The following is a 19226-nucleotide window of genomic DNA, read 5'->3' on the forward strand; positions in this document are numbered from 1 at the left end:
TCCTTAGGAGTAACTGTAGGGACCCTGGGCCCCGCGTTCGCCTCGCCGAACACCCGCCGGCGGCACCGGATAGGCGCGATGTATTGCGGCAGCCACCAGTGCGGCCAGCACTGCTTTGAGAATGTCTCCGGGAAGGAAAACTATCGAACCTATGAGAGTTGCGGCAAGGTCCAGACCAGTGAACAGGGGCGAAACCAGCGCGCCGAGCAGGTCAATGACCAGTACTCCACCGATCAGGACGGCGGTCAAAACCTTTGGAAAATACCGCTTCCCGGCCCGGGTCCTGTCCATAATGACGCCGATAACGAAAGCTCCGGCGACCCACCCCAGCAGATAGCCCAACGATGGCGTCATGAACACGCCGATGCCTCCACGGCCTCCTGAGAGCAGCGGGAGACCTGCCGCGACCAGAACCAAGAAGGTGACGATGGTCAGCGTGCCCCGCCGCGCGCCAAGAATGGCGCCAGCGAGGAACACGCCCAGGTTCTGCAGGACGATTGGCACCGCGATCCCCGCAACAGGAACCGCGACAAATCCCAGGGCCGCTATGAGCGCAGCAAACAAGGCAATAAGCGCAAGGTCACGCGGCAACAGTATGGGGCGTCGGCCGGAGCGATACACCTCGGTCTGCTGGCTGGAAGTGAGATTGTCTGACATGGGAATCCTTTCATCCACAGCGCGTGCGCCACGGTTGTTACGGGGTTACTTTCAAGGTGACGGCCGCGCCGGCCGATTCCCTGCTCGTCTTCGCTCCAGGTGTTCGGCGACGAATGCAGCGTTGAATTGCCCGCCAGCGAATTCCTCGCTTTCGAGGATCTTCTTCTGGAACTTCGTTCTGTGATGGTGACGTGAGGCCCTCAACTACTTCCGCAAGCCCGATACCGACACCATGGTCCGCCATCTTGAGGGGCAGGAAATCCGCATTAGCCTCGTAATGGGCGGTCACTGCTGCGATACCCACTTGGTTACATGCCCTGATGATATCCGGCCCAATCTCACCTCGGTTGGCGATGAATGCCTGCTCAGGGCTTCAACCATCCCTGCCTCCTTTTATCTCACCGGTCATGCCTGCCCGATAACCATGAGTGTCGGACCGTATTTAGCTGACTGCTCGTTCTGACCAAGATCCGCGGGACGGCGGGCTGCCCGTTCCATGCTGTGGGCCGATTTGCCGAGAGGGCGTGGAACGGATGCCCCTAATTCGAACATTTCCGTTTTTGTAGGCAACACGGCCACTAGCCTATGTCCGGCTCACGTTGATGCCGTCCAGCCTGTCCCGGGCCTCAGCGAAGGCCGCACGCGCGCTGGCTTCATTCGCAACGTCCACCCGGATGGTGCCGTCGCCAGCGGCCCGGTCCAGCACGGCAACCCGGTCCCCGTTGGCCAGGAAGGCCTTGGCGATGGCTTTGCCGATCCCGCTGGAACCGCCGGTGACAACCACCCCGCGGCCATTCGCGGGTTGAGCGCTCCCGGAGGCCTGGTCGGCAACATGGGTCGATGTGTTCATGGTGTCCTTTCCTTCTCTCGTGGGCTGTCAGGCGCGCATCTTCACTGTGAGGCCGCCGTCAACCGCCAGCACTTGGCCCGTGATGTAGCGGGACACAGCGGAGGTGAGGAACCCGATCATGCTGGCCACTTCCTCCGGCTTACCCACCCGGCCCCAGAGGATATCCTTCCCGGCCCGTTGCAGCCCCTTCGGTCCCAGCTAGTTCAGGAGTCCAGAAACTGCGGGGTCTGGATCAGGCCCGGGATCACAGCGTTGGCGCGGATTTGCCGCGGACCGAGTTCCACGGCCACGCTGCGGACCAGGCCCAGGACGCCTGCCTTGGCAGCGGTATAGTGGGCGTGCTCCTCCCACCCGCAACGAACGCGCCACCGCCGGTCTTTCTCTACGCCCCGGCGCGCAGCGTGCGCAGCACGCCGGTGAGGTCCACGTTGAGCATGTCGTGCCAGCGCTCATCCGTCATCTCCCCCAGCGGGGAATTGCGGAGGAAGTCGCCGTTGGCGATGGCGTAGTCCAGCCGGCCGTACTCGTCCACGGCCCGCTGCGCCAAAGCATCCAAGGACGCGGTGGTGCGGACGTCCACTTCGTGGATCACCGCCTCACCGCCCGCGTCCTTCACCAGCCGAAGCGCTTCACGGGGTTGTGTGGATCTCCGGGAAACGTTCCGATCACCGAGCACACTCCACGCCGTGCATAGTGCACCGCAAGGGAACGCCCGATGCCGCTGGAGGCGCCGGTGATGATTGCGACTTCTTGTTAGACGACGTCGTGGGGGTGGTCTTCCAGGAGTGCTTCTGCGGGGGGTTTGGCCGCGACCATGAGGAGTCCGGAGAACAGTGTTCCGGCGGCTCCGACCCAGAGCGCGGCGGGTCCGGTTCCTGCGCCGGCGGCGGCCGCGGTGAACAGCGCCCCGCCAAGGATCACGCCGGGCTGGCTCATCGCGCCGACGAACGCGGTTCCGGTGGCCCGGCAGCTCACCGGGTAGCACTCGGCCATGAAGTACTGGATGGCCGCGTACGGGCCCACGAGGAAGAACAGGCCGGCACCGTAGGTCAGGATGATCATGAACGGGCTGGCGGCCAGCGGGCTGAGCATGACCGTGAAGGAGATACCCGACAGGATCCACCCGCCGATGATCGTGCGTTTCCGACCGATCTTGTCCCCGAGCCAGCCGTGGAAAACGTACCCGAAGTAGGCCAGCATGTTGATCACGATCAGCATCCAGAAAGCGTCCGAGAGCTCCACGCCCTTGGCGTTCTTCAGCACCGAGCTGCCCAGGATGCTGAAGATCATGATGCCGAAGAAGTTAAAGATCCAGGCCAGCGAGAAAACGATCGTGTTCCGGCGCAGGTGCGGTTCCCAGATGCGCTTGAGCGGGGCCGCGGAGGAATGCTCCACGCCGTAGGCGTGGGCCAGGGAGTGCGCTTCCTCGGACTTGCCGTGCTTTTCAAGTTCCGTGAGTTTGTGGTGCAGTTCGAACTGGGGCGTTTCCCTAAGCTTTTTGGCGATCACCCAGACGATCAGCGCGGCCGGAACGGTCGCCATCAGGTACAGGGCCCGCCACCCCATGGACGGGAGAAACGCCAGGGCAAGGGCGCTGGCCAGCAGGAAGCCCAGCGGCCAGCCGCCCTGGATGAAGGAGTAATGGAACCCCGGCCGCTTGCGCTTGTCCGGGACTTCGGTGACCTGGTACACCTCGTTCATATACGTGGCGTTGACCGCCTGTTCGGAGAAGCCAAGCCCGCCGAAGGAACGGATCAGCACCAGCAGCCCGTTGCTCAGGAACGGGATCCCGGTCGGTATCAGCGCCGTCAGACCGGAGACGACGGCGGTCCCCCCGATCGTGGTCATCATGCCCTTGCGCCGGCCCAGCCGGTCAATGACCGGCCCGATGCCAAAGCACACCACGGCAGTTCCGACGGCGATCCAGGTGTTGATCGCGTAGGCCTCCGTTGCCGTCCAGCCGAACTCCTCCTGCATTGCCGGCAAAAGCGTGCCGAAGAGACCGTAGTCGAAGACGGCGACGGTCCAGGCGAGCAACGCCAGAACAGTTGCAATGGTCGTGTGCTGCTTGGAAAAGACCGGGAAGCGGCGCTTCTCATTCGGCGCCGGAGCCGTCAGCTCGACAGTACTCTGCTGGGTCGTCATCAGTTGCTTTCCTTTCAGGGGACTTTGTGCAAGGAACGAGTCGGCAATCTGATCAAACGTCAACCAACTGACGCCCTCGTCCTGAGTAGATTAGTGACTTTGGCCACAGCCGCCTATCGGAAGCGTGCCCAAAAGAAGCGCCCCCGGTTGTGCATCCTGCACCAGGAGTTAGTGGGAAGCCTTGACGATGTTGAGGGCGAGCAGGCAGACGGCCCGCACCTCACCGTCCGAGAGATCCAGTTCCAGCAATTCCTCGATCTTTCGCAGCCTGTAACTGAGTGTGTTCCGATGGATGAACAACTCGTCGCAGATCTCACGGGAATTTCCGCTGTGCCGCAGGTACGCGGCCAAGGTCTCGCGGAGCATTCCTCCGCTCTCGGTGGCCAGGGGCGCCAGGAGCCGCTTGGACATCGCCACCAGACCCTGGCTTGGCAGCCCCTGCACGACGCTCGCCAGGTCAGCCAACGGGGCTCGCTGAACCCCCGGCCGCCCGATGTGGCGGCGGGACAGCTGTAGCGCCAGCGGTAGTTCCATGAGGCTCCCGCATTCTGATACAACGACGGACAATTCGGGAGCGTCCGCAAAAAACTCCTGCGCGGCTGCCAGCAGTTCCAGCGACCCGTGCGGGTGCTGCACCAGTAAGGTGGTCAGCCCGGCTTCCTCCATGAACCTGACGGTGCCGAATCCGCTCTGCAAGCCCACGCGTGCCCGCCATGCCATCGCTCTTAGCCTTGCCGGGGCAACGTGGTCCGAACCGCCGACAAGCACCAAACCCCACTCACCGTCCGGGTCGAATCCCGTCTCGGAGGCATAGCGGCGCAGCGCAGCAGCTGACGTCCCCCGTTCCTCGTACAGCGCCTCTATGAACCGTGCTGCTTCCCGGGAGTGCAATGGTGACCGGGACCCGAGTGTGTAGCCCAGCTGCATCGCGATGACGGCAGCCACAGGGCCCAGAATGGGCTGCAGTACCACGTTGCTCTCGACGCCTTCGATGATCAGCTTGAAGCGGTGCGGGTCTCCGCTGGGGAGCCGGAACGTCGTTCGGGTCGTTCGGGTCGTTCGGGGCGCTCCCCCGGAGGCGACCAGTTCAAATCCGCTGTGATCAACCACGGCCACGCGGGCGCTGATTGCACTGGCCACCCGCTGGAGCACTTCGGCAAGTGACTGTCCTCCTGCTGCCAGCCGTGTACATTCATCCGCCAGGTCCCAGCCCTTCCGCAACTCCTCATATCGCTCGGAGGCAATGTTGTGCTCCACATGCCGCATGACCAGCACGAAGGGGACTTCGGGCGGGAGCTCGAGCAGCGGCAGGCCGTGCGCTTCACAGGCCTGGATGAGGCCTGCCGGCAGTTCCCGGTGGGCGGCACCGAGCCCGAACACCAAACCGGCGACAGGCACCGAACTAAGCCGTTCAACGTACGCATCCCAAATTCGAAAGTCTCTGACGTTCAGGCCCATCCCGTTCGTCAGCACCAGGGCGTTGGCACTGAGAAAGGGGGTCGGGTCCATGTGTTCGGTAGGAGCACACCAGGAGATGGGGCGAGCCAGCCGGTCTTCTTCTCCCGCGACGCGAAGACGGATATTGAGCTCAGCATCATTGACGAGATCGGTGATACGCATGGAACTCTCCAAAATTAGTGGTGCAGAGATCATAATCCGTGACGCTGAATTCAGCGGACTGCACAATTCCAGTTGTCCGAAGCATTGGATAGCGTAGCCCTCATGCAAACAAATGTGACTCCCGGCACTTCTGCGCGCGTTCTGTTGAACTCCGATATGGGCGAAGGCCTTGGTCTCCACGAATTCGGCAACGATGAAGCGCTCATGCGCGTCATCGATGTGGCCAATGTCGCCTGCGGGTACCACGCCGGCGACCCGGACGTCATGAACCGCACCGTGGCCCTGGCGGCCGAGCACGGCGTGGCCGTCGGCGCCCACCCGGGTCTGCCGGATGTGGTGGGCTTCGGGCGCCGCCGGATGGTGCTCCGGCCCGAAGAAGTCGAGTCGATCATCCTGTACCAAACCGGAGCGCTGACGGCATTTCTGGATAAGCACGGGCTGAAGCTCAACCACATCAAGCCCCACGGTGCCCTCTACGGGATGCTTGCCGGTGACGAGGAACTGATGCAGGCCGCCGCCGGCACAGCCAGGCAGTTCGGCGTTCCGTTCTTCGGTCTGGCCGGCACCATGCACGAAACCGTGTGCCAGACGATGGGCGTTGAATTCATCGCAGAACTCTACGTCGACCTCAACTACGGACCCGCCGGCGAACTCCTGATCCAGCGACGGCCGGAACCGACGGATCCGAAGGCTGCGGCAGACCGGGTTGACCGCGCCCTGGCCGGAAAGCCGGTCCTCGCCGTCGACGGAACCGAACTGGCCATCCCCTTCCAAAGCATCTGTGTCCACTCCGACGCCCACAACTCAACCGCCGTGGCATCCGCCGTGCGCGCGGTCCTCGACGCCCACTGACTCCACTCCTCCTCTGAAAGCGAGAAACCCTTGGCAACCATCGTCTCCCCGCTCCCGGGAATCTTCTACCGCAAACCGGGCCCCGGCAAGGAGCCCTTCGCCAACGAAGGCGACACCATCGAGGTCGGACAGACGCTCGGCATCGTCGAAATTATGAAACAGTTCACCGAAATCCAGTCCGACGTGGCCGGCGTCCTCGAATCCTTCGCGGTCAGCGACGGCGACATGGTCAACCCAGGCGATGCCATCATCGTCATCCGCGAGGGACAGTCATGAAAAAACTCCTGATCGCCAACCGCGGCGAAATCGCCGTACGCATTGCCCGCACCGCACGCGAAATGGGCATTGAAACCGTCGTCGTGGCCAGCGAGCCCGACGCCGGTTCCCTCGCGGCCCGCTTCGCGGATCACGTCGTGGTGGTGGGACCGGCTCCCGCCACCGCGAGCTACCTGAACCACGAGGCCGTCATTGCAGCCGCGCTGGACAGCGGCTGCGACGCCGTCCACCCCGGGTATGGGTTCCTGTCGGAGAATTCCGCTTTCGCCCGGAAGGTCGCAGACGCCGGCCTCATCTGGGTTGGCCCCGATGCCGGCGCCATCGAGATGATGGGCAACAAGTCCCTCGCCCGGGAGTCAGCCCGGAAGGCCGGGGTCCCCGTGCTCCGCGGCTCGGACGGACCCCTTGCACCGGAAGCCGACGCCATCGCCATGGCCCGGGGCATCGGGTATCCGCTGGTGGTCAAAGCCTCCGCCGGCGGCGGAGGGCGTGGCATCCGCTTCGTGCACAGCGAGGACGAACTCCTGGAGACCATCGAACTGGCCCGCGGTGAAGCAGCATCCGTCTTCGGCGACCCCACGGTCTACCTGGAACGGTTCGTCGAACATGCCCGCCACGTTGAAGTGCAGATCCTCGGCGACGGCACTAACTTCATCCACCTCGGGGACCGCGACTGCTCCATGCAGCGGCGTTCCCAGAAGGTGATCGAGGAAGCGCCTGCACCGGACCTGCCCGACGCCGTCCGGGCGAGGATCTGGAATTCTTCCGTGGAGCTCGCCCGCGAATGCGGCTACCGCGGCGCCGGGACGGTGGAATTCCTCTACGACCCGGTCAACCACGATGCCGCCTTCATCGAAATGAACACGCGAATCCAGGTGGAGCACCCCATCACCGAGCAGATCACCGGAATCGATCTGGTCCGCGAGCAGCTCCTGATCGCCGCCACCGGCGCCATGTCCATCACGCAGGACGATGTCCGCTTCAGCGGCCACGCTATTGAATGCCGCATCAACGCCGAGGACCCGGACAACAACTTCTTCCCCAGCCCCGGCATCATCAAGAGCATGCAATGGCCAGAAGGTCCAGGCATCAGGGTGGACACCGGGGTTGAAGCAGGATCCACGGTCAGCCCGTTCTACGACTCGATGCTGGCCAAGCTGATCGTTCACGCACCGAACCGGGACGCCGCGATCGACGCCATGCTGGCTGCCCTTGACGAGACCCTCATCGACGGGGTGAAGACCACCATCCCCGTGCACAAGACCCTGCTGGCACGGCCCGAGTTCGGCGCGGTCAGCCACCACTCAAAGTTTATTGAAACGGCCGCGAATCTGTTGGAGGCAAAATGAGCAGTCCGGCAACAGCCCGGCAAGAGGCACGCTACACCTGGGGCGGCGATGAATTCCTGTTTGTGGAAGTTTCCGAGTCCATGAGCCTCGTAGCCAACTTCAAAGTCATGTCCATGGCCACCAGGCTGGCAGCGGCCGGCCTTGAAGGCGTCGAGGACATTTGCCCTGCCAATGCGTCCCTGCTGGTGAGGTTCGACCCGGACGTGCTGCCGCCGTCGGCCCTTGAGGAGAGCGTGCGCAGCATTGAACGGGACCTGACCCACAGCCACGACCAGACGCTGGAGTCCCGGATCATCGAGGTGCCCGTCTGGTACGACGACCCCTTCACCGCGGTGGTGGCCGAACGCTTCCGCGAAGGCTTCCACCAGGAGCCCGGCGGCACGGACATTGACTACGCCGCCAAGGTCAACAACCTCAAGGACGCCGCAGAGTTCATCCGCCGGCACCACGAGCAGCCGTGGCTGGTATCCATGGTGGGCTTTGTGGCCGGACTGCCGTTCCTTTTCCAGCTCGTTGACCGGGACAAGCAGCTCGAGGTGCCCAAGTACCTTAGTCCCCGGACCGACACACCGAAGCTGACAGTTGGCCACGGCGGCTGCTTCGGCTGCATCTACTCCGTCCGCGGCGCGGGCGGCTACCAGATGTTCGGTGTAGCCGCGGCGCCCATCTTCGACCCGGAACAGACACTGGACGATTTCAAGGACTTCATGGTCTTTTTCCGTCCGGGGGACATCGTCAAGTTCAAACCGGTTGCAGAGGACGAATACAACAAAATCCAGGAACAGATCTCCGCAGGGACGTTCCGGTACCGGCAGGTGCCCGTGACGTTTGAACTGTCCAAAGCACTGGCCGACGCCGAAGGCTACAACCAGGAACTCATGGAGGCCCTCAATGGCATTTGAAATCAAGAGCCCCGGACTGGCCACAACGGTCCAAGACCAAGGCCGAAAGGGACACTACAACGTGGGCATCCCGCAGAGCGGGTCCATGGACCAGTACTCGGCCGAACTCGGCAACGCGCTGGTCGGCAACAGTGCCGCCGAAGCAGTGCTTGAATGCACCTACCTTGGCCCGGTGCTGGTCACGGACCAGGACGCGGTCATCGCCATCACCGGGGCACCCGTGGAAGTCAAGGTCAACGGCGAACCAGCGGCCCAATGGGCCCGGCTCCGGCTGAACGCCGGCGACGAGCTCAGCTTCGGAGTCATCCGCGGCGGGACTCGCTATTACATCGCCGTGCAGGGAGGCATCGATGTTCCGAAGGTGCTGGGCAGCAGGTCCACATACAGCCTCGGCGCCCTCGGCGGATTCAAAGGACGCAAACTCGAGGCCGGCGATCGGATACCGGTAGGCACTCCGCTTAATGGGGGCGCACTGCCCGGCGTCGACACCGTTCCGGATGAATTCCGGCCCGTGTTTGCCAAGGAGCAAACCGTCCGGATCGTCCTGGGCCTGTATGACCACCGTCTGACCGAGGAGGGACTGGACAACCTGCTCACCGGAGAGTGGAAGGTGACGCCGGTGGCTGACCGAATGGGTCTGCGGTACTCCGGACCCGGCGTGAAATGGAAGGAACGGGAGCAGCCTTTCGGCGCCGGCTCAGATCCGTCCAACATCGTCGACGCCGGTTACGCCGTGGGCTCCATCCAGATCCCCGGAGGCACGCAGCCCATCATCCTGCACCGCGACGCCGTCTCCGGCGGCGGATACGCCATGGTCGCAACCGTCATCAGTGCCGACATGGACCTGGTAGCCCGTGCAGCCCCGGCCACCACTACCCGCTTCATGGCCATCAGCCAGGGCGAGGCCCTTCTGGCGCGCAAGGAACTCGCCCAACGCACCAACGACGCCTGGGCAGTTCTCGGCGCCACGCGCTGACCAACGCAGGGCAGGTCCGGCAACCTTCCGTCCTCCGCCGCTTGCCCAACGGAGGACGTCAAAGCGTGTCCCTGGGCCGCGGCCCAAGGGGCAGTCTCGATCATGGTTCCTGATAGGCACTTGGCGTGGCCCAAGGGCCGGGGAAAGCAAGAAGGCCGCGGCCGCTAACAGTGCAGTGCTCTCGTTTCCGGCGCCTTCCCCGGCCAGGTCTCCGACTAGCAGACCGGTAAGGGCCGCCCCCGGCAAACGGGTCGGATCTGACCAAAATCATCCAATGCGAGCCATCCAGCCCCTATCGTCTAACCAGCCCCTTGTTCTCCGCACCGGCGGGCTGATGTTGAAACTTTTTTGAAGTGCATCTCCTGCCAATCCCGCGGTCCGTTGGACGTGCCTGCGGCCGACTGCCGGGGGGACGAGGTCAGCGTCAGAGCCATCCGAGCGGGACGCGCTATAACATTGCAGTACAGGACGGTTCCACGCTCCAGAAGTGTGGGCATCCAGTCCACGTCCAGCCGTGGATGCCATCGGCGGGTTCAATGCAGCCAAACTCGCGGCGGGCGTTCTGTTTCCCACGCCTCCGCTTGATCAGTGCGCACTAGCCGACGGCGACGCCGTTGCTGATACCCCGTGTCTGCAGGGAGCAAACCCTCCGCATCGTCCTCGGCCTGTGTAACCGATGAAACTTTTGCCCCCAGGGGCTTGCGCATTTGTGATGTTAAGTCCTTACTGAGGGAGTTAGTTCGAGCCGCAGTTTGAGCCGTCGACCAATGGAGGATATCCATGTTTGCTCGCGTCAGCACCTATCAGCCCGCACCCGGGAGCACAGGTGAACCCTCAAGCGAAACAATTAAAAACGTGCTGCAATTGCCTGGATGTCAGGGTATCTACTACATGCTGGGCAAGGACAACAAGTCCCTTTCCATCACGCTATGGGACGACGAGGACGCCCTGAAAGGCAGCGAGCAGGCGGCGAAAGCAATACGCGATGAGACGAGCGCCGAGCAAGGCATGGCAATCCGCAGCGTCGAGGCATTCGAAGTGCTCGCAAGACACATCAAGGGTGCATCCTAACGGTCGCACCGGCGAGCCGAGTCCACTGAAAGACGGAGGCAACCGGCTGCGGCTATCGCGGGAGCATTTATGCCCACGCAGGCGGCGGTGCTGCGAGCGTGGGAAGGAAGGGATGGTCCATCTTCGCTCACTGTCTGAGGGACAAGTAAGTTTGAACTACACCCCAACCTGACGTCAGGACGAGCGTCGGGAGGCGTCAGGATTGGGTCGGAATTGGATATTTCTGACACCGGCGGTCCAGGGTCTCAGATTTCAACCGGACGCTTTTCACTTGGAGGGCGGCCTCTACCGAGAAGCCTCCAGTAAGAACCTCGGACCGTGTGGGGCCCGTGAGATCCCGTTGATCACCAGTGAATCTGCGCCCACGTAGGTGACTCTCTCGCCGCGCAGGCGGCCAGGTCACCGACCACGATGTGTTTGGGCCACGCGATTTACGGCACCACCCCGCACACCCACCGACCCCGCGCCATGCCACCACCGTATGCTCACCCGCACAGGTGAGACGACGGCGCCAAGCAGCTCAACAACTCACCCCCCTCCGCCCGCGCAAGGCACTTCCGTATCAAGTGCACCAAGCACAGACCCGTGAATAACCCGAGCAGGGCGTGGGTGACCAACCGGAGGTGGCGCTCCGGGCAATAGGTGGGCCTGGAAATCAGGCGGCCGGGTCGATGACGACGGTGTGTCCGAGCCGTTCGAGCTGGGCGACCAGCTGTCGGGTCCGGGCCTGCTCGTGCCGGTGTTGCAGCCAGTCGGGTCCGAGGTCGCGGTAGGGCTCGTTGCGTTCGAGCATGTAGTAGGCGCTAACGAGGATTGAATGGGCGGCCGCGATCTGGGCACGCTTGGCGCCGCGGCGGGAGGCGATCCGGGCCTGTTGCGCCGAGAGGTAGGTGTTTTTGCTGCGTGCCGCGGACGCGGCCGCCTCGACCAGTGCCGAGGTGAGCCACTTGTTTCCGTGCCTCGCACCAGCCGGGGTCCTGCGCCCTGCCGACTCGTGTATCGCCGGCGCGACTCCGGCCCAGGCCGCCAAGTGTGACGCCGACGGGAACCGGGACATCTCGCCGCCGGTTTCGGCGACAATGGCCTGCGCGACTTTCAGCCCCACTCCCGGGATGGTCTGCAGCAACTGAATCTGGTGGGCCCACGGGCGCGAAGCGGTGTCGATGGTCTCATCCAGTGCCGCCAGGGCGGCGTCAACCCGGTCAAGGCGACCCAGCATCGCCGCGGCCAGCCGGGCGTGATCGGCGTCGAAGTGGCCCGTCAGCGCCTCGATCAGGTCAGGGATCTTGGACCGCATCTTTCCTTTCGCCAGCTGCGCCAGAACCTCCGGGTCCGCCTCGCCGGCGATCAACGCTGCGAGCATGGCGCGTGCGGAGACCGTGGTCACGGACGAGGCCACCGAGGAGAACTTGATGCTGGCATCTTCGAGCATCTTCTCCAACCGCCCTGCATCCCTGCTCCGGTCGCCCATCAACTGCACCCGGTAACGGGTCAGCAGGCGCAGCCGGCGGACCGGCGGAGACGGAACAAACGACGGTCGAAGCAGGCCATGCTCGAGCAATTGTGCAATCCACTCAGAGTCTTTGACGTCGGTCTTACGGCCCGGGACGGCCTTCATGTGTGCGGCGTTGAGCAGCCAGCACTCCATCTGCTCTTCCCAAAACACCGGCTTCCAATACGTGCTGGTCGACTCCATCGCCGCCAGCGTCACGCCCTGCCCGACCAGCCAGTCCCTCATCAGCTCAAGTGAGCGCGTCATGGTCCGGAACGTGCGCGTCTCGCCGTGACGGCCACCGCCCGGCCCGGGAGTGCGCACGCACACGGTCACCGACTTCTTGCCGATGTCCAGCCCGGCAACGCGCTCAAACATCACGTCCATCAAAAATCACCAATCCTTTGAAGCGAGTATCGATATCGACGCCGCTTGGAGGATCCTCTGATCAGGACACAGACCCACGTGCTTTACCGCAACAATCCGGCACACCCTCGGACCCCGCGTCATACAGACCTCTACGGGCTCACCCCGCACCAGTGTGCGTCGACGTCGCCAAGCGGCACCACAATTCTCATCCCCCTGCACGCGGAAGGAACTTCCCCATTTGTTTACACCTCTGGCATCCAAGGACAGACCGTGTGTGCCTACTCACGACGAAAGTCATGTCGCAGTTGGGCCCCCCTTCGATGAATGAACGTGAGCAAAAAAGTTTGCGAGGAGTGTGGCGACCGCTTCGAACCGTCCCGCAAGACACAGCGGTTCTGCGCAGCACGGTGCGCGAATCGGCAGCGGGACAGCCGCCGACGGCAACGGATGAAGGCGATGACAGTATCGGGCCATGGACGGTTACCAACCAACAGGCCACGGCCCATGGAAGCCAGTGGTGTCCTAGAGCTGGCACCTGGCGGCAACTCCGGGACTCGGCCGTTTGATCCGAGGACTAAACGCCTGCAGCAAACCATCGACACCCTCAAAACCGCCTTGCGATCTCAGTCGTCAGAACTCGAACGGTTCGAAAGGGTCTTTGCAGAGCAGCAGGCCCGCGAACAACTACTGAGAGACGAAATCGTCCGACTCAAACGAACCCAGCGATCCAACATCGAAGACCTGGCCCACGTCGCGGGCAGGCTCGTTTCCTTACACCAAGCAAAGAGCATCGGTCTCGACGTCCCAACAATAGACATCCTCCGCCGTCGCGGATGGATGCACTCGCGCCAAAAATCCCCAACCACCCAGCCATGACCATGTCCATCGCCCGGCTGTCGGCCCAGTCGGGCCTAAGGTACCTGTTCAAGACCACGATGATGGACGACGTCTCCCCCACTCCCCGGGATGCGACCACCTACTACATGAAGGCCGGCACGCCACAGGGCTATTGGCTCGGAAACGGTCTCATCGGCATCAACCGATCGTCTGGAGAGCCCGTCACCGAAACCGACGCGAAAGCCATCTTCGACCACGTCACCCATCCGGACACCGGCGCTCCCCTTGGCCGCGCGCACGGCCAGCCGACCGTCGTCGAAACCCAACAAGGCCAAACCGCCGTCCGCCGCGCAGTCGCCGGTTTCGACCTGACGTTCAGCGTTCCCAAATCTGTGTCCGTCCTCTGGGCACTGAGCCCGCAAAGTCTGCAGGACGAAATCCTGCAAACCCATCATGACGCGGTCAGCTCGACCCTGGACTGGCTCGAGCAGTTCGTCATTCACACCCGGGCGGGGCGCAACGGCGTCGCGCACGTCGGCACACGCGGCGCCGTCGCCGCCGCGTTCGACCACTGGGAGTCACGCTCCGGCGACCCGCAACTGCACACGCACGTAGTCATCGCCAACCGCATCCAGCGGATCACAGACGACGCCTGGGTCACCCTCGACTCAAGGACGCTCTACAAGGCTGCGGTTGCGGCGAGTGAACACTACAACGGCCTCCTCTTCGACGCCCTCAAACGAGGCCTCGGCACCGACACCGTAATCCGCGCCCCAGAAGCGACCACCCACAACCCCAGCCCTCAGCTCACCGGCATTAATAAAGTCCTGATACGCGAATTCTCCAGTCGCTCCCGCCTCATCGACCAAGAAACCGATCGCCTCGTTGCCGAATGGACCAACAACCACGGAACAAGACCAACAGCAACCCAGACCGTCAAACTCCGCCAGCAGGCCACGCTCTCCACCCGAACGCCTAAGAGCGAAACCATCACCCCTCTGCGCCAGTTGTCGGCACAGTGGCGCTCACGGGCAAGTGCCAGAGGCTTCGACCCACAGCGTGTGCTGGCCTCGACGGTCCGAAGGTCCCGAACCTCGCCTTTCAGTTCGTCAGACTTCGCAGCGGACTGGGTCGCCGCCGTTGCATGTCTGACTCGTGATCTGGTGGCAGCCAAACGCGCGACCTGGAACCGATGGAACCTGGTGGCCGAAGCCGAACGTGTCTGCGCCGCCATCCGCTGCCAAACCCCGCATGACCGCAACGCCATGATCGACGCCGTCGCCACCGCGGCCGAAAGCCAATCGGTCCCCCTCAACGAATACCGATACAGCATCCCAGCAGATGCCAAGCCGGATCTCCGCCACGGCGGCCAGAGCGTCTTCGACTTCCATGGCTCCCGTCTCTACACAGACGCCGGCACGCTCGCCTGCGAGAATACCGTCATGGCAGCTAGGAACGACGACGGCGGCCCGGCGATCCGCGCGACGGTCGCCGTCGACTCGCTCGCAAATTACCGGCACCACGGCAAATTTAGTCTGCACTCGGACCAGAGTGCGGCTGCTGCCGCTGTGCTATTGAGCGGCAACCGGCTCGACGCGGTCGTCGGTCCGGCTGGCACCGGCAAGACCACGACACTCGGCGCAATCAAAACTGCGTGGGAAGAGGAATTCGGGACCGGCAGCATCGTCGGGCTGGCGCCCGCAGCGGCGAGCGCGGAGGTCCTTGGACGAGAGCTGTCCATGGCCACCGAGAATGTGGCGAAGTGGCTCTGCGAATCAGCCGGAGAGGGAGCAGGCAACCGGGCAAATAGGTTTTTTGAGGCCGAAAGACGTTTGAACCATTCCGGAACCGTAACTCCCCGCCTGGCGCAAGAAGCCACGCGATTGGCCGCGGAACAGAATAGGTGGCGGTTCCACCCAAACCAACTGGTCGTCGTCGACGAAGCCTCCATGGTCTCAACCATTCAGCTCTCCGCCCTCGTACAACAGGCTCGGGATGTTGGGGCCAAGGTCCTCTTGGTGGGCGACCCTGGGCAGCTCGATGCCATCGATGCCGGCGGTATTCTCGGCTGGCTGGATCGGCAAGGAAAGACGTCGCGACTGAGCACCATATGGCGCTTCGAAAACCCTTGGGAACGTGACGCATCTTTGAAGCTTCGGTCCGGGGATTTCGCTGCAATCAGCGCCTACGAGCAACACGAGCGGATTCATCACGGAACCTACCCCGGCATGGTCGATCAGGCCTACCTGAACTGGCAATCTGATTTGCGCGCTGGGAAGTCATCCATCCTCATCGCCGCGGACAACGACACGGTCGGCATGTTGAACGAACGGGCCCAAGCCGACCGCGTGATCCAAGAATTCGTTGACCCCGAACAGGCGGTCCTACTTAGCGATGGGCTGCGAGCCTGCCGCGGTGACACGATAATCGCACGCCGCAACGACCGCACTATTACTGACACGAATGGTGACTTCATTCGCAACGGGACCCTGCTCGACGTCGTACGCGTTGGTCGGCGAGACGGCTCCCTCGTTGCCGTTCGTAGGGCCACCGGTGCAACGGTGACGCTGCGCACGGACTATGTAGAGTCCAATGTGGAGCTAGGGTATGCGACGACGGCCCACCGTTCCCAGGGAATCACAGTCGACGCCGGACATACGGTCGTCACGCAGGGTCGGCTGACGCGTGAGCTGCTATATGTGAGCATGACACGGGGTCGTCTCGGAAACCACGCCTACGTTAGCGAGAACGATCCCGCGGATGACGAATCTCTGGATCCGCACTTAAGACCGTCTTGGCAAGAAATCCTGGGCGAGATACTAGCCGCCGAAGGCGCCGAGAGGACCGCCCACGAGGTCGCCGAACGTGAACGATTGAGCGCCGACAACCTGGAACGGCTCAGCTCTGAATACGACTACCTCGCTCAAATTGCTGCCAGCGAGGATATGGCAAAGGCACTCGAAGTCCTCGCCCCGTCGAAAATCAACGAGCTGCAACAGTCCCCATCGTGGGGCGCTGCCGTGGCGGCGTGGCGCCGCGCCGTTCGAGTCAGCCGTCCAAGCGCACAGCGAGTCGTCGAGACGGCCTTGGAGACGAGCGGGTCAGCAAAGGACGCAACCGCGATCATCCACTCCCGGCTCCTCAGTTTCGTGCATGGAATGCCGGGAAGCGGCTCGGCGCTTATCCCCGAAGCTGTTGACACTGATTGCCCGGATCTCGGCGTCATGATCACCCAGGTAACGGAACGGATCAAACGAAGGGCGACCAACGTCCTTAATGCGGCAATGATGCAGGACACCGAGTGGAAGAGAAACCTCATGCAGAACCTGGCGCCACAGGACCTCACCGATACCGTCGTTGGCAAGGTCGCCCTCTACCGCGACAGGTGGGGCATCGATGACTCACCACTACCTCTGGGGCCTGTGCCGGCCGATCATGAGTGGGAGCGGAAATCTCAATATGAGCTCCTGCACGGCTTCATTGACCAGACAGCGTCCCGTGCCCTCAGCGTGCAGTTGCCGGGCCTGTGGACAGGACCTGTGGCTTGCCGGGATGTCGACCTTATGAATGTCAGTTGGCAGATCTAAACTGGTCAAGAAGGCATCCTATGGTCTCAAATCCAGTCATCAAGCCGAAAGTAGCGACGCCCGCCCTGGTTCTCGTCAGTACGGCGGTGGTTGTACTCGTTGCGTTTGTTCCGGCTGTGAAGTGGCCCCAAAGCTCCGCTCTATTTTTCGGCTGGATTGGCCTGCTTATCTGCGCGGCCATAGTCGGTGTCATTTGGCTCGTTCGCGGCCGCCGCCGTCGTGCCTGGCTCCTCGACGCCAGGGAGAAGTGGAATCGCTTTGAAGCGGCGAGGCGAATACACGGCACGACGTCGGAAATCACCGTCGTCAGCGTGGACGCCCTAGAACCTACCGGTTCGTGGATCACCATCAATTGGAACCGTTTCGGTCACGTTCAGACCGCATGGCTGGAGGCGCTGCCAGAACCCATTCGGGCAGGATCCGTCCTCCTAATTTCTCCGGACCCGGCCCAGGTCATGCCCGGGATGCCCTGGCCTGCCACCTACTACATACGCGCCTCCCATTGCCACGCTTGGGCACCGGCGGACGGTTCCGTGGCGATACCGGGAGTGATGTGGTCCCCCGATGCACGAGCGAGGCATTAGGACCGATCGCACTGTGAAGTTCGTTGCGGTCTCGGGCCCAAGGGCCCGCGGGCGCGAACCTGTTTGGTCCGTCGGTCAGTTGTCCCCGGTGCCCTTGGCAGCCGGTTCATGGCCCCACGCCCTGATGATGAGCGTCGAGTACCTTGCGTTCCATCCTCGACCGGGCCCAATGAATCGTCTGGCAGCGCCGCCTTGCTTCATTCGGTCCAGCTCATCGCGGCAGAGTTCCTCGAGATGGCTCAACCTTTCAGGCAGGCGTCCGAGCGGAATGCCTGCATAGCTTGCGGAACGAACCATCATCTTACTAATGGAAGCGCCAGCCATATGGAAGCCCCACAAGACGCTGGTGCCATCGATTGTCGGACTCCCGAGGCTCTTGGCAAACAGATAAGTCGCTTTGCCTAGAGCCCACGGAGCACCGTGGACGAACCCGGACATCCTGCGATATGACTCTTCTCCAAGTTCCGGAAACTCCGCGCGAATAAGGTCAACCGCATTGAGCTTGATAGATATTGGCTTGTAGTTTCCAGATGGGTCGATAATCCGGCTTTCATCCATCTCAAGGCCGGAATCAGAGATGAGTCCCTTGATTCTTTTTGAACTGTCATTGATCCGGGCTTTCATTTCCGCCAAAGCAGGCCCATCAGAATTCTTAGCGATATTAGCCATTGTCAATTCCTCACCGTTACTCCACACCATCAAGGCAGCCATGCGCATGAGACGCTGTACAGGAGATATGGCAGGGTCAATCACATAGGCAACGCGGGTTGCCGACTCAAGGCATATTCGCGCTGTCGCGAGAAAAGGCCACGGAAGCTCATGTCCCATGATCAGCCTTGGGAGCGCGGGGAAAGCCTGAGTACAGTTACTCTGGAGCACTTCAAGATGATCGACCCCCGCTACGAGGAGCGCGACTCGCGCTGTCCCAAGCCCATCTTTCCCAAAACTGTCAATATCGCGCGCCATGCCCCCAGTACCATTTCGGTATGGCCTAGAACGGATGCGCTGCCACGACCACGTACTGATAAGGGACGGGACTGCTGCACGGATAGGTGACATCTGTTGTGCCTAGTCAAAGGGACTGGGCTGGAAGGATGTCTACTATGACCAAGCCGTACCCGAAGGAATTCCGGGATGATGTTGTCCGGGTCGCGTTGAATCGCGAGCCCGGGGTTGAGCTGGCCCAGATCGCGAAGGATTTCGGGGTCCATTTCACGACGTTGTACGGGTGGATGAAGAAGGCCGAGGTTGAGGCGGGGAACCGTCCGGGGATCACGGGTGAGCAGGCCGCGGAACTCGCGGCCGCGAAGCGGCGGATCAGGACGTTGGAGCAGGAGGTTGAGGTTCTGCGCCGGGCAGCGGCATATTTCTCCCAGGCTCATCTGCCGGGAAAATGAGCTACCCGCTCGTCCAAGACCTTGCCGCTGACGGTATTCCCGTCACGGTGACGTGCCGGGTGCTGAAGATCGCCCGCCAGCCTTACTACCGCTGGCTGGCCAACCCGGTTACCGATGCCGAGTACGAACAGGCCTACCGGGCCAATGCTTTGTTCGATGCCCACCGGGACGACCCCGAGTTCGGGTACCGATTCCTGGTCGATGAAGCCCGCACCTCGGGTGAGCCGATGTCTGAGCGGACCGCGTGGCGGATCTGCGCGGA

Annotated in this window: 19 protein-coding genes and 1 pseudogene; 10 read left to right on the forward strand and 10 right to left on the reverse strand. The window is 62.7% G+C overall.

Annotated elements, in window-relative coordinates; all coding sequences use genetic code 11:
• Nucleotides 1–3 precede the first annotated feature (3 nt).
• The 8 genes from L0B83_RS18270 to L0B83_RS18290 form a co-directional block, all read right to left on the reverse strand.
• On the reverse strand, nucleotides 4–657 hold the full coding sequence (locus L0B83_RS18270; protein WP_234759985.1) for a biotin transporter BioY: 654 nt from the start codon (nucleotides 655–657) through the stop codon (nucleotides 4–6).
• A 37-nt stretch (nucleotides 658–694) separates the two neighbouring features.
• Nucleotides 695–1012, reverse strand: coding sequence for a biotin carboxylase N-terminal domain-containing protein (locus L0B83_RS20050; protein WP_372461220.1), 318 nt, complete (start codon nucleotides 1010–1012; stop codon nucleotides 695–697).
• A gap of 228 nt (nucleotides 1013–1240) precedes the next feature.
• Nucleotides 1241–1507 carry an SDR family NAD(P)-dependent oxidoreductase gene (locus L0B83_RS18275; protein ID WP_308194025.1) on the reverse strand — a complete coding sequence of 89 codons (267 nt, stop codon included), beginning with the start codon at nucleotides 1505–1507 and terminating at the stop codon, nucleotides 1241–1243.
• A 27-nt stretch (nucleotides 1508–1534) separates the two neighbouring features.
• Nucleotides 1535–1705 (reverse strand): SDR family oxidoreductase, encoded by a 171-nt coding sequence (locus L0B83_RS19935; RefSeq protein ID WP_308194028.1) that lies wholly within the window; start codon nucleotides 1703–1705, stop codon nucleotides 1535–1537.
• A gap of 5 nt (nucleotides 1706–1710) precedes the next feature.
• Nucleotides 1711–1953 (reverse strand): SDR family oxidoreductase, encoded by a 243-nt coding sequence (locus L0B83_RS19940; protein WP_308194029.1) that lies wholly within the window; start codon nucleotides 1951–1953, stop codon nucleotides 1711–1713.
• On the reverse strand, nucleotides 1890–2123 hold the full coding sequence (locus L0B83_RS19945) for an SDR family NAD(P)-dependent oxidoreductase (protein ID WP_308194026.1): 234 nt from the start codon (nucleotides 2121–2123) through the stop codon (nucleotides 1890–1892). Before L0B83_RS19945 ends, L0B83_RS19940 begins: the two co-directional genes overlap by 64 nt.
• 137 nt (nucleotides 2124–2260) lie before the next feature.
• Nucleotides 2261–3652, reverse strand: a complete 1392-nt coding sequence (locus tag L0B83_RS18285) for an MFS transporter (protein WP_234759986.1) — start codon at nucleotides 3650–3652, stop codon at nucleotides 2261–2263.
• A 168-nt stretch (nucleotides 3653–3820) separates the two neighbouring features.
• Entirely contained in the window at nucleotides 3821–5272 is a 1452-nt protein-coding gene (locus L0B83_RS18290) for a PucR family transcriptional regulator (protein WP_234759987.1), read from the reverse strand.
• Between the two features lie 102 nt (nucleotides 5273–5374).
• Between L0B83_RS18290 and pxpA the strand changes: the two genes are divergently transcribed.
• The 6 genes from pxpA to L0B83_RS18320 all read left to right on the forward strand — a co-directional run bounded on the left by pxpA (nucleotide 5375) and on the right by L0B83_RS18320 (nucleotide 10698).
• The gene (pxpA, locus tag L0B83_RS18295; protein ID WP_234759988.1) at nucleotides 5375–6124 is read left to right on the forward strand and encodes a 5-oxoprolinase subunit PxpA; all 750 of its coding nucleotides are present in this window, start codon (nucleotides 5375–5377) and stop codon (nucleotides 6122–6124) included.
• A 30-nt stretch (nucleotides 6125–6154) separates the two neighbouring features.
• Nucleotides 6155–6400 (forward strand): acetyl-CoA carboxylase, encoded by a 246-nt coding sequence (locus tag L0B83_RS18300; protein WP_234759989.1) that lies wholly within the window; start codon nucleotides 6155–6157, stop codon nucleotides 6398–6400.
• Nucleotides 6397–7749, forward strand: coding sequence for an acetyl-CoA carboxylase biotin carboxylase subunit (locus tag L0B83_RS18305; protein WP_234759990.1), 1353 nt, complete (start codon nucleotides 6397–6399; stop codon nucleotides 7747–7749). The genes L0B83_RS18300 and L0B83_RS18305 overlap by 4 nt, the downstream gene beginning before the upstream one ends.
• A complete protein-coding gene (locus L0B83_RS18310; RefSeq protein ID WP_234759992.1) occupies nucleotides 7746–8651 on the forward strand; it encodes a 5-oxoprolinase subunit B family protein in 906 nt (301 codons plus the stop codon). Before L0B83_RS18305 ends, L0B83_RS18310 begins: the two co-directional genes overlap by 4 nt.
• The gene (locus L0B83_RS18315) at nucleotides 8641–9627 is read left to right on the forward strand and encodes a 5-oxoprolinase subunit C family protein (protein WP_234759993.1); all 987 of its coding nucleotides are present in this window, start codon (nucleotides 8641–8643) and stop codon (nucleotides 9625–9627) included. Before L0B83_RS18310 ends, L0B83_RS18315 begins: the two co-directional genes overlap by 11 nt.
• Nucleotides 9628–10482: 855 nt before the next feature.
• Nucleotides 10483–10698 carry a hypothetical protein gene (locus tag L0B83_RS18320; RefSeq protein WP_234759994.1) on the forward strand — a complete coding sequence of 72 codons (216 nt, stop codon included), beginning with the start codon at nucleotides 10483–10485 and terminating at the stop codon, nucleotides 10696–10698.
• Nucleotides 10699–11353: 655 nt separating this feature from the next.
• Here L0B83_RS18320 and L0B83_RS18325 read toward each other — a convergent pair.
• Nucleotides 11354–12577: an IS110 family RNA-guided transposase gene (locus tag L0B83_RS18325; RefSeq protein WP_234759997.1), complete on the reverse strand. Its 1224-nt coding sequence runs from the start codon at nucleotides 12575–12577 to the stop codon at nucleotides 11354–11356.
• Nucleotides 12578–13431: 854 nt separating this feature from the next.
• Here L0B83_RS18325 and mobF point away from each other — a divergent pair.
• Nucleotides 13432–16983, forward strand: coding sequence for a MobF family relaxase (mobF, locus tag L0B83_RS18330; RefSeq protein ID WP_234759999.1), 3552 nt, complete (start codon nucleotides 13432–13434; stop codon nucleotides 16981–16983).
• A 20-nt stretch (nucleotides 16984–17003) separates the two neighbouring features.
• Nucleotides 17004–17567 (forward strand): hypothetical protein, encoded by a 564-nt coding sequence (locus L0B83_RS18335; protein ID WP_234760000.1) that lies wholly within the window; start codon nucleotides 17004–17006, stop codon nucleotides 17565–17567.
• 75 nt (nucleotides 17568–17642) lie between these two features.
• On the opposite strand, the gene L0B83_RS18340 is transcribed toward L0B83_RS18335, so the two are convergent.
• Nucleotides 17643–18533 (reverse strand): hypothetical protein, encoded by an 891-nt coding sequence (locus L0B83_RS18340; RefSeq protein WP_234760002.1) that lies wholly within the window; start codon nucleotides 18531–18533, stop codon nucleotides 17643–17645.
• Between the two features lie 137 nt (nucleotides 18534–18670).
• Between L0B83_RS18340 and L0B83_RS18345 the strand changes: the two genes are divergently transcribed.
• Both L0B83_RS18345 and L0B83_RS18350 read left to right on the forward strand, forming a co-directional pair.
• Nucleotides 18671–18964, forward strand: a complete 294-nt coding sequence (locus L0B83_RS18345; protein WP_234760004.1) for a transposase — start codon at nucleotides 18671–18673, stop codon at nucleotides 18962–18964.
• Nucleotides 18961–19226: pseudogene (locus tag L0B83_RS18350) on the forward strand (IS3 family transposase); the annotation flags it as partial. The gene L0B83_RS18345 and the pseudogene L0B83_RS18350, both read left to right, overlap by 4 nt.

Source organism: Arthrobacter alkaliphilus, from assembly GCF_021483235.1.
GTDB classification, from domain to species: domain Bacteria; phylum Actinomycetota; class Actinomycetes; order Actinomycetales; family Micrococcaceae; genus Arthrobacter; species Arthrobacter alkaliphilus.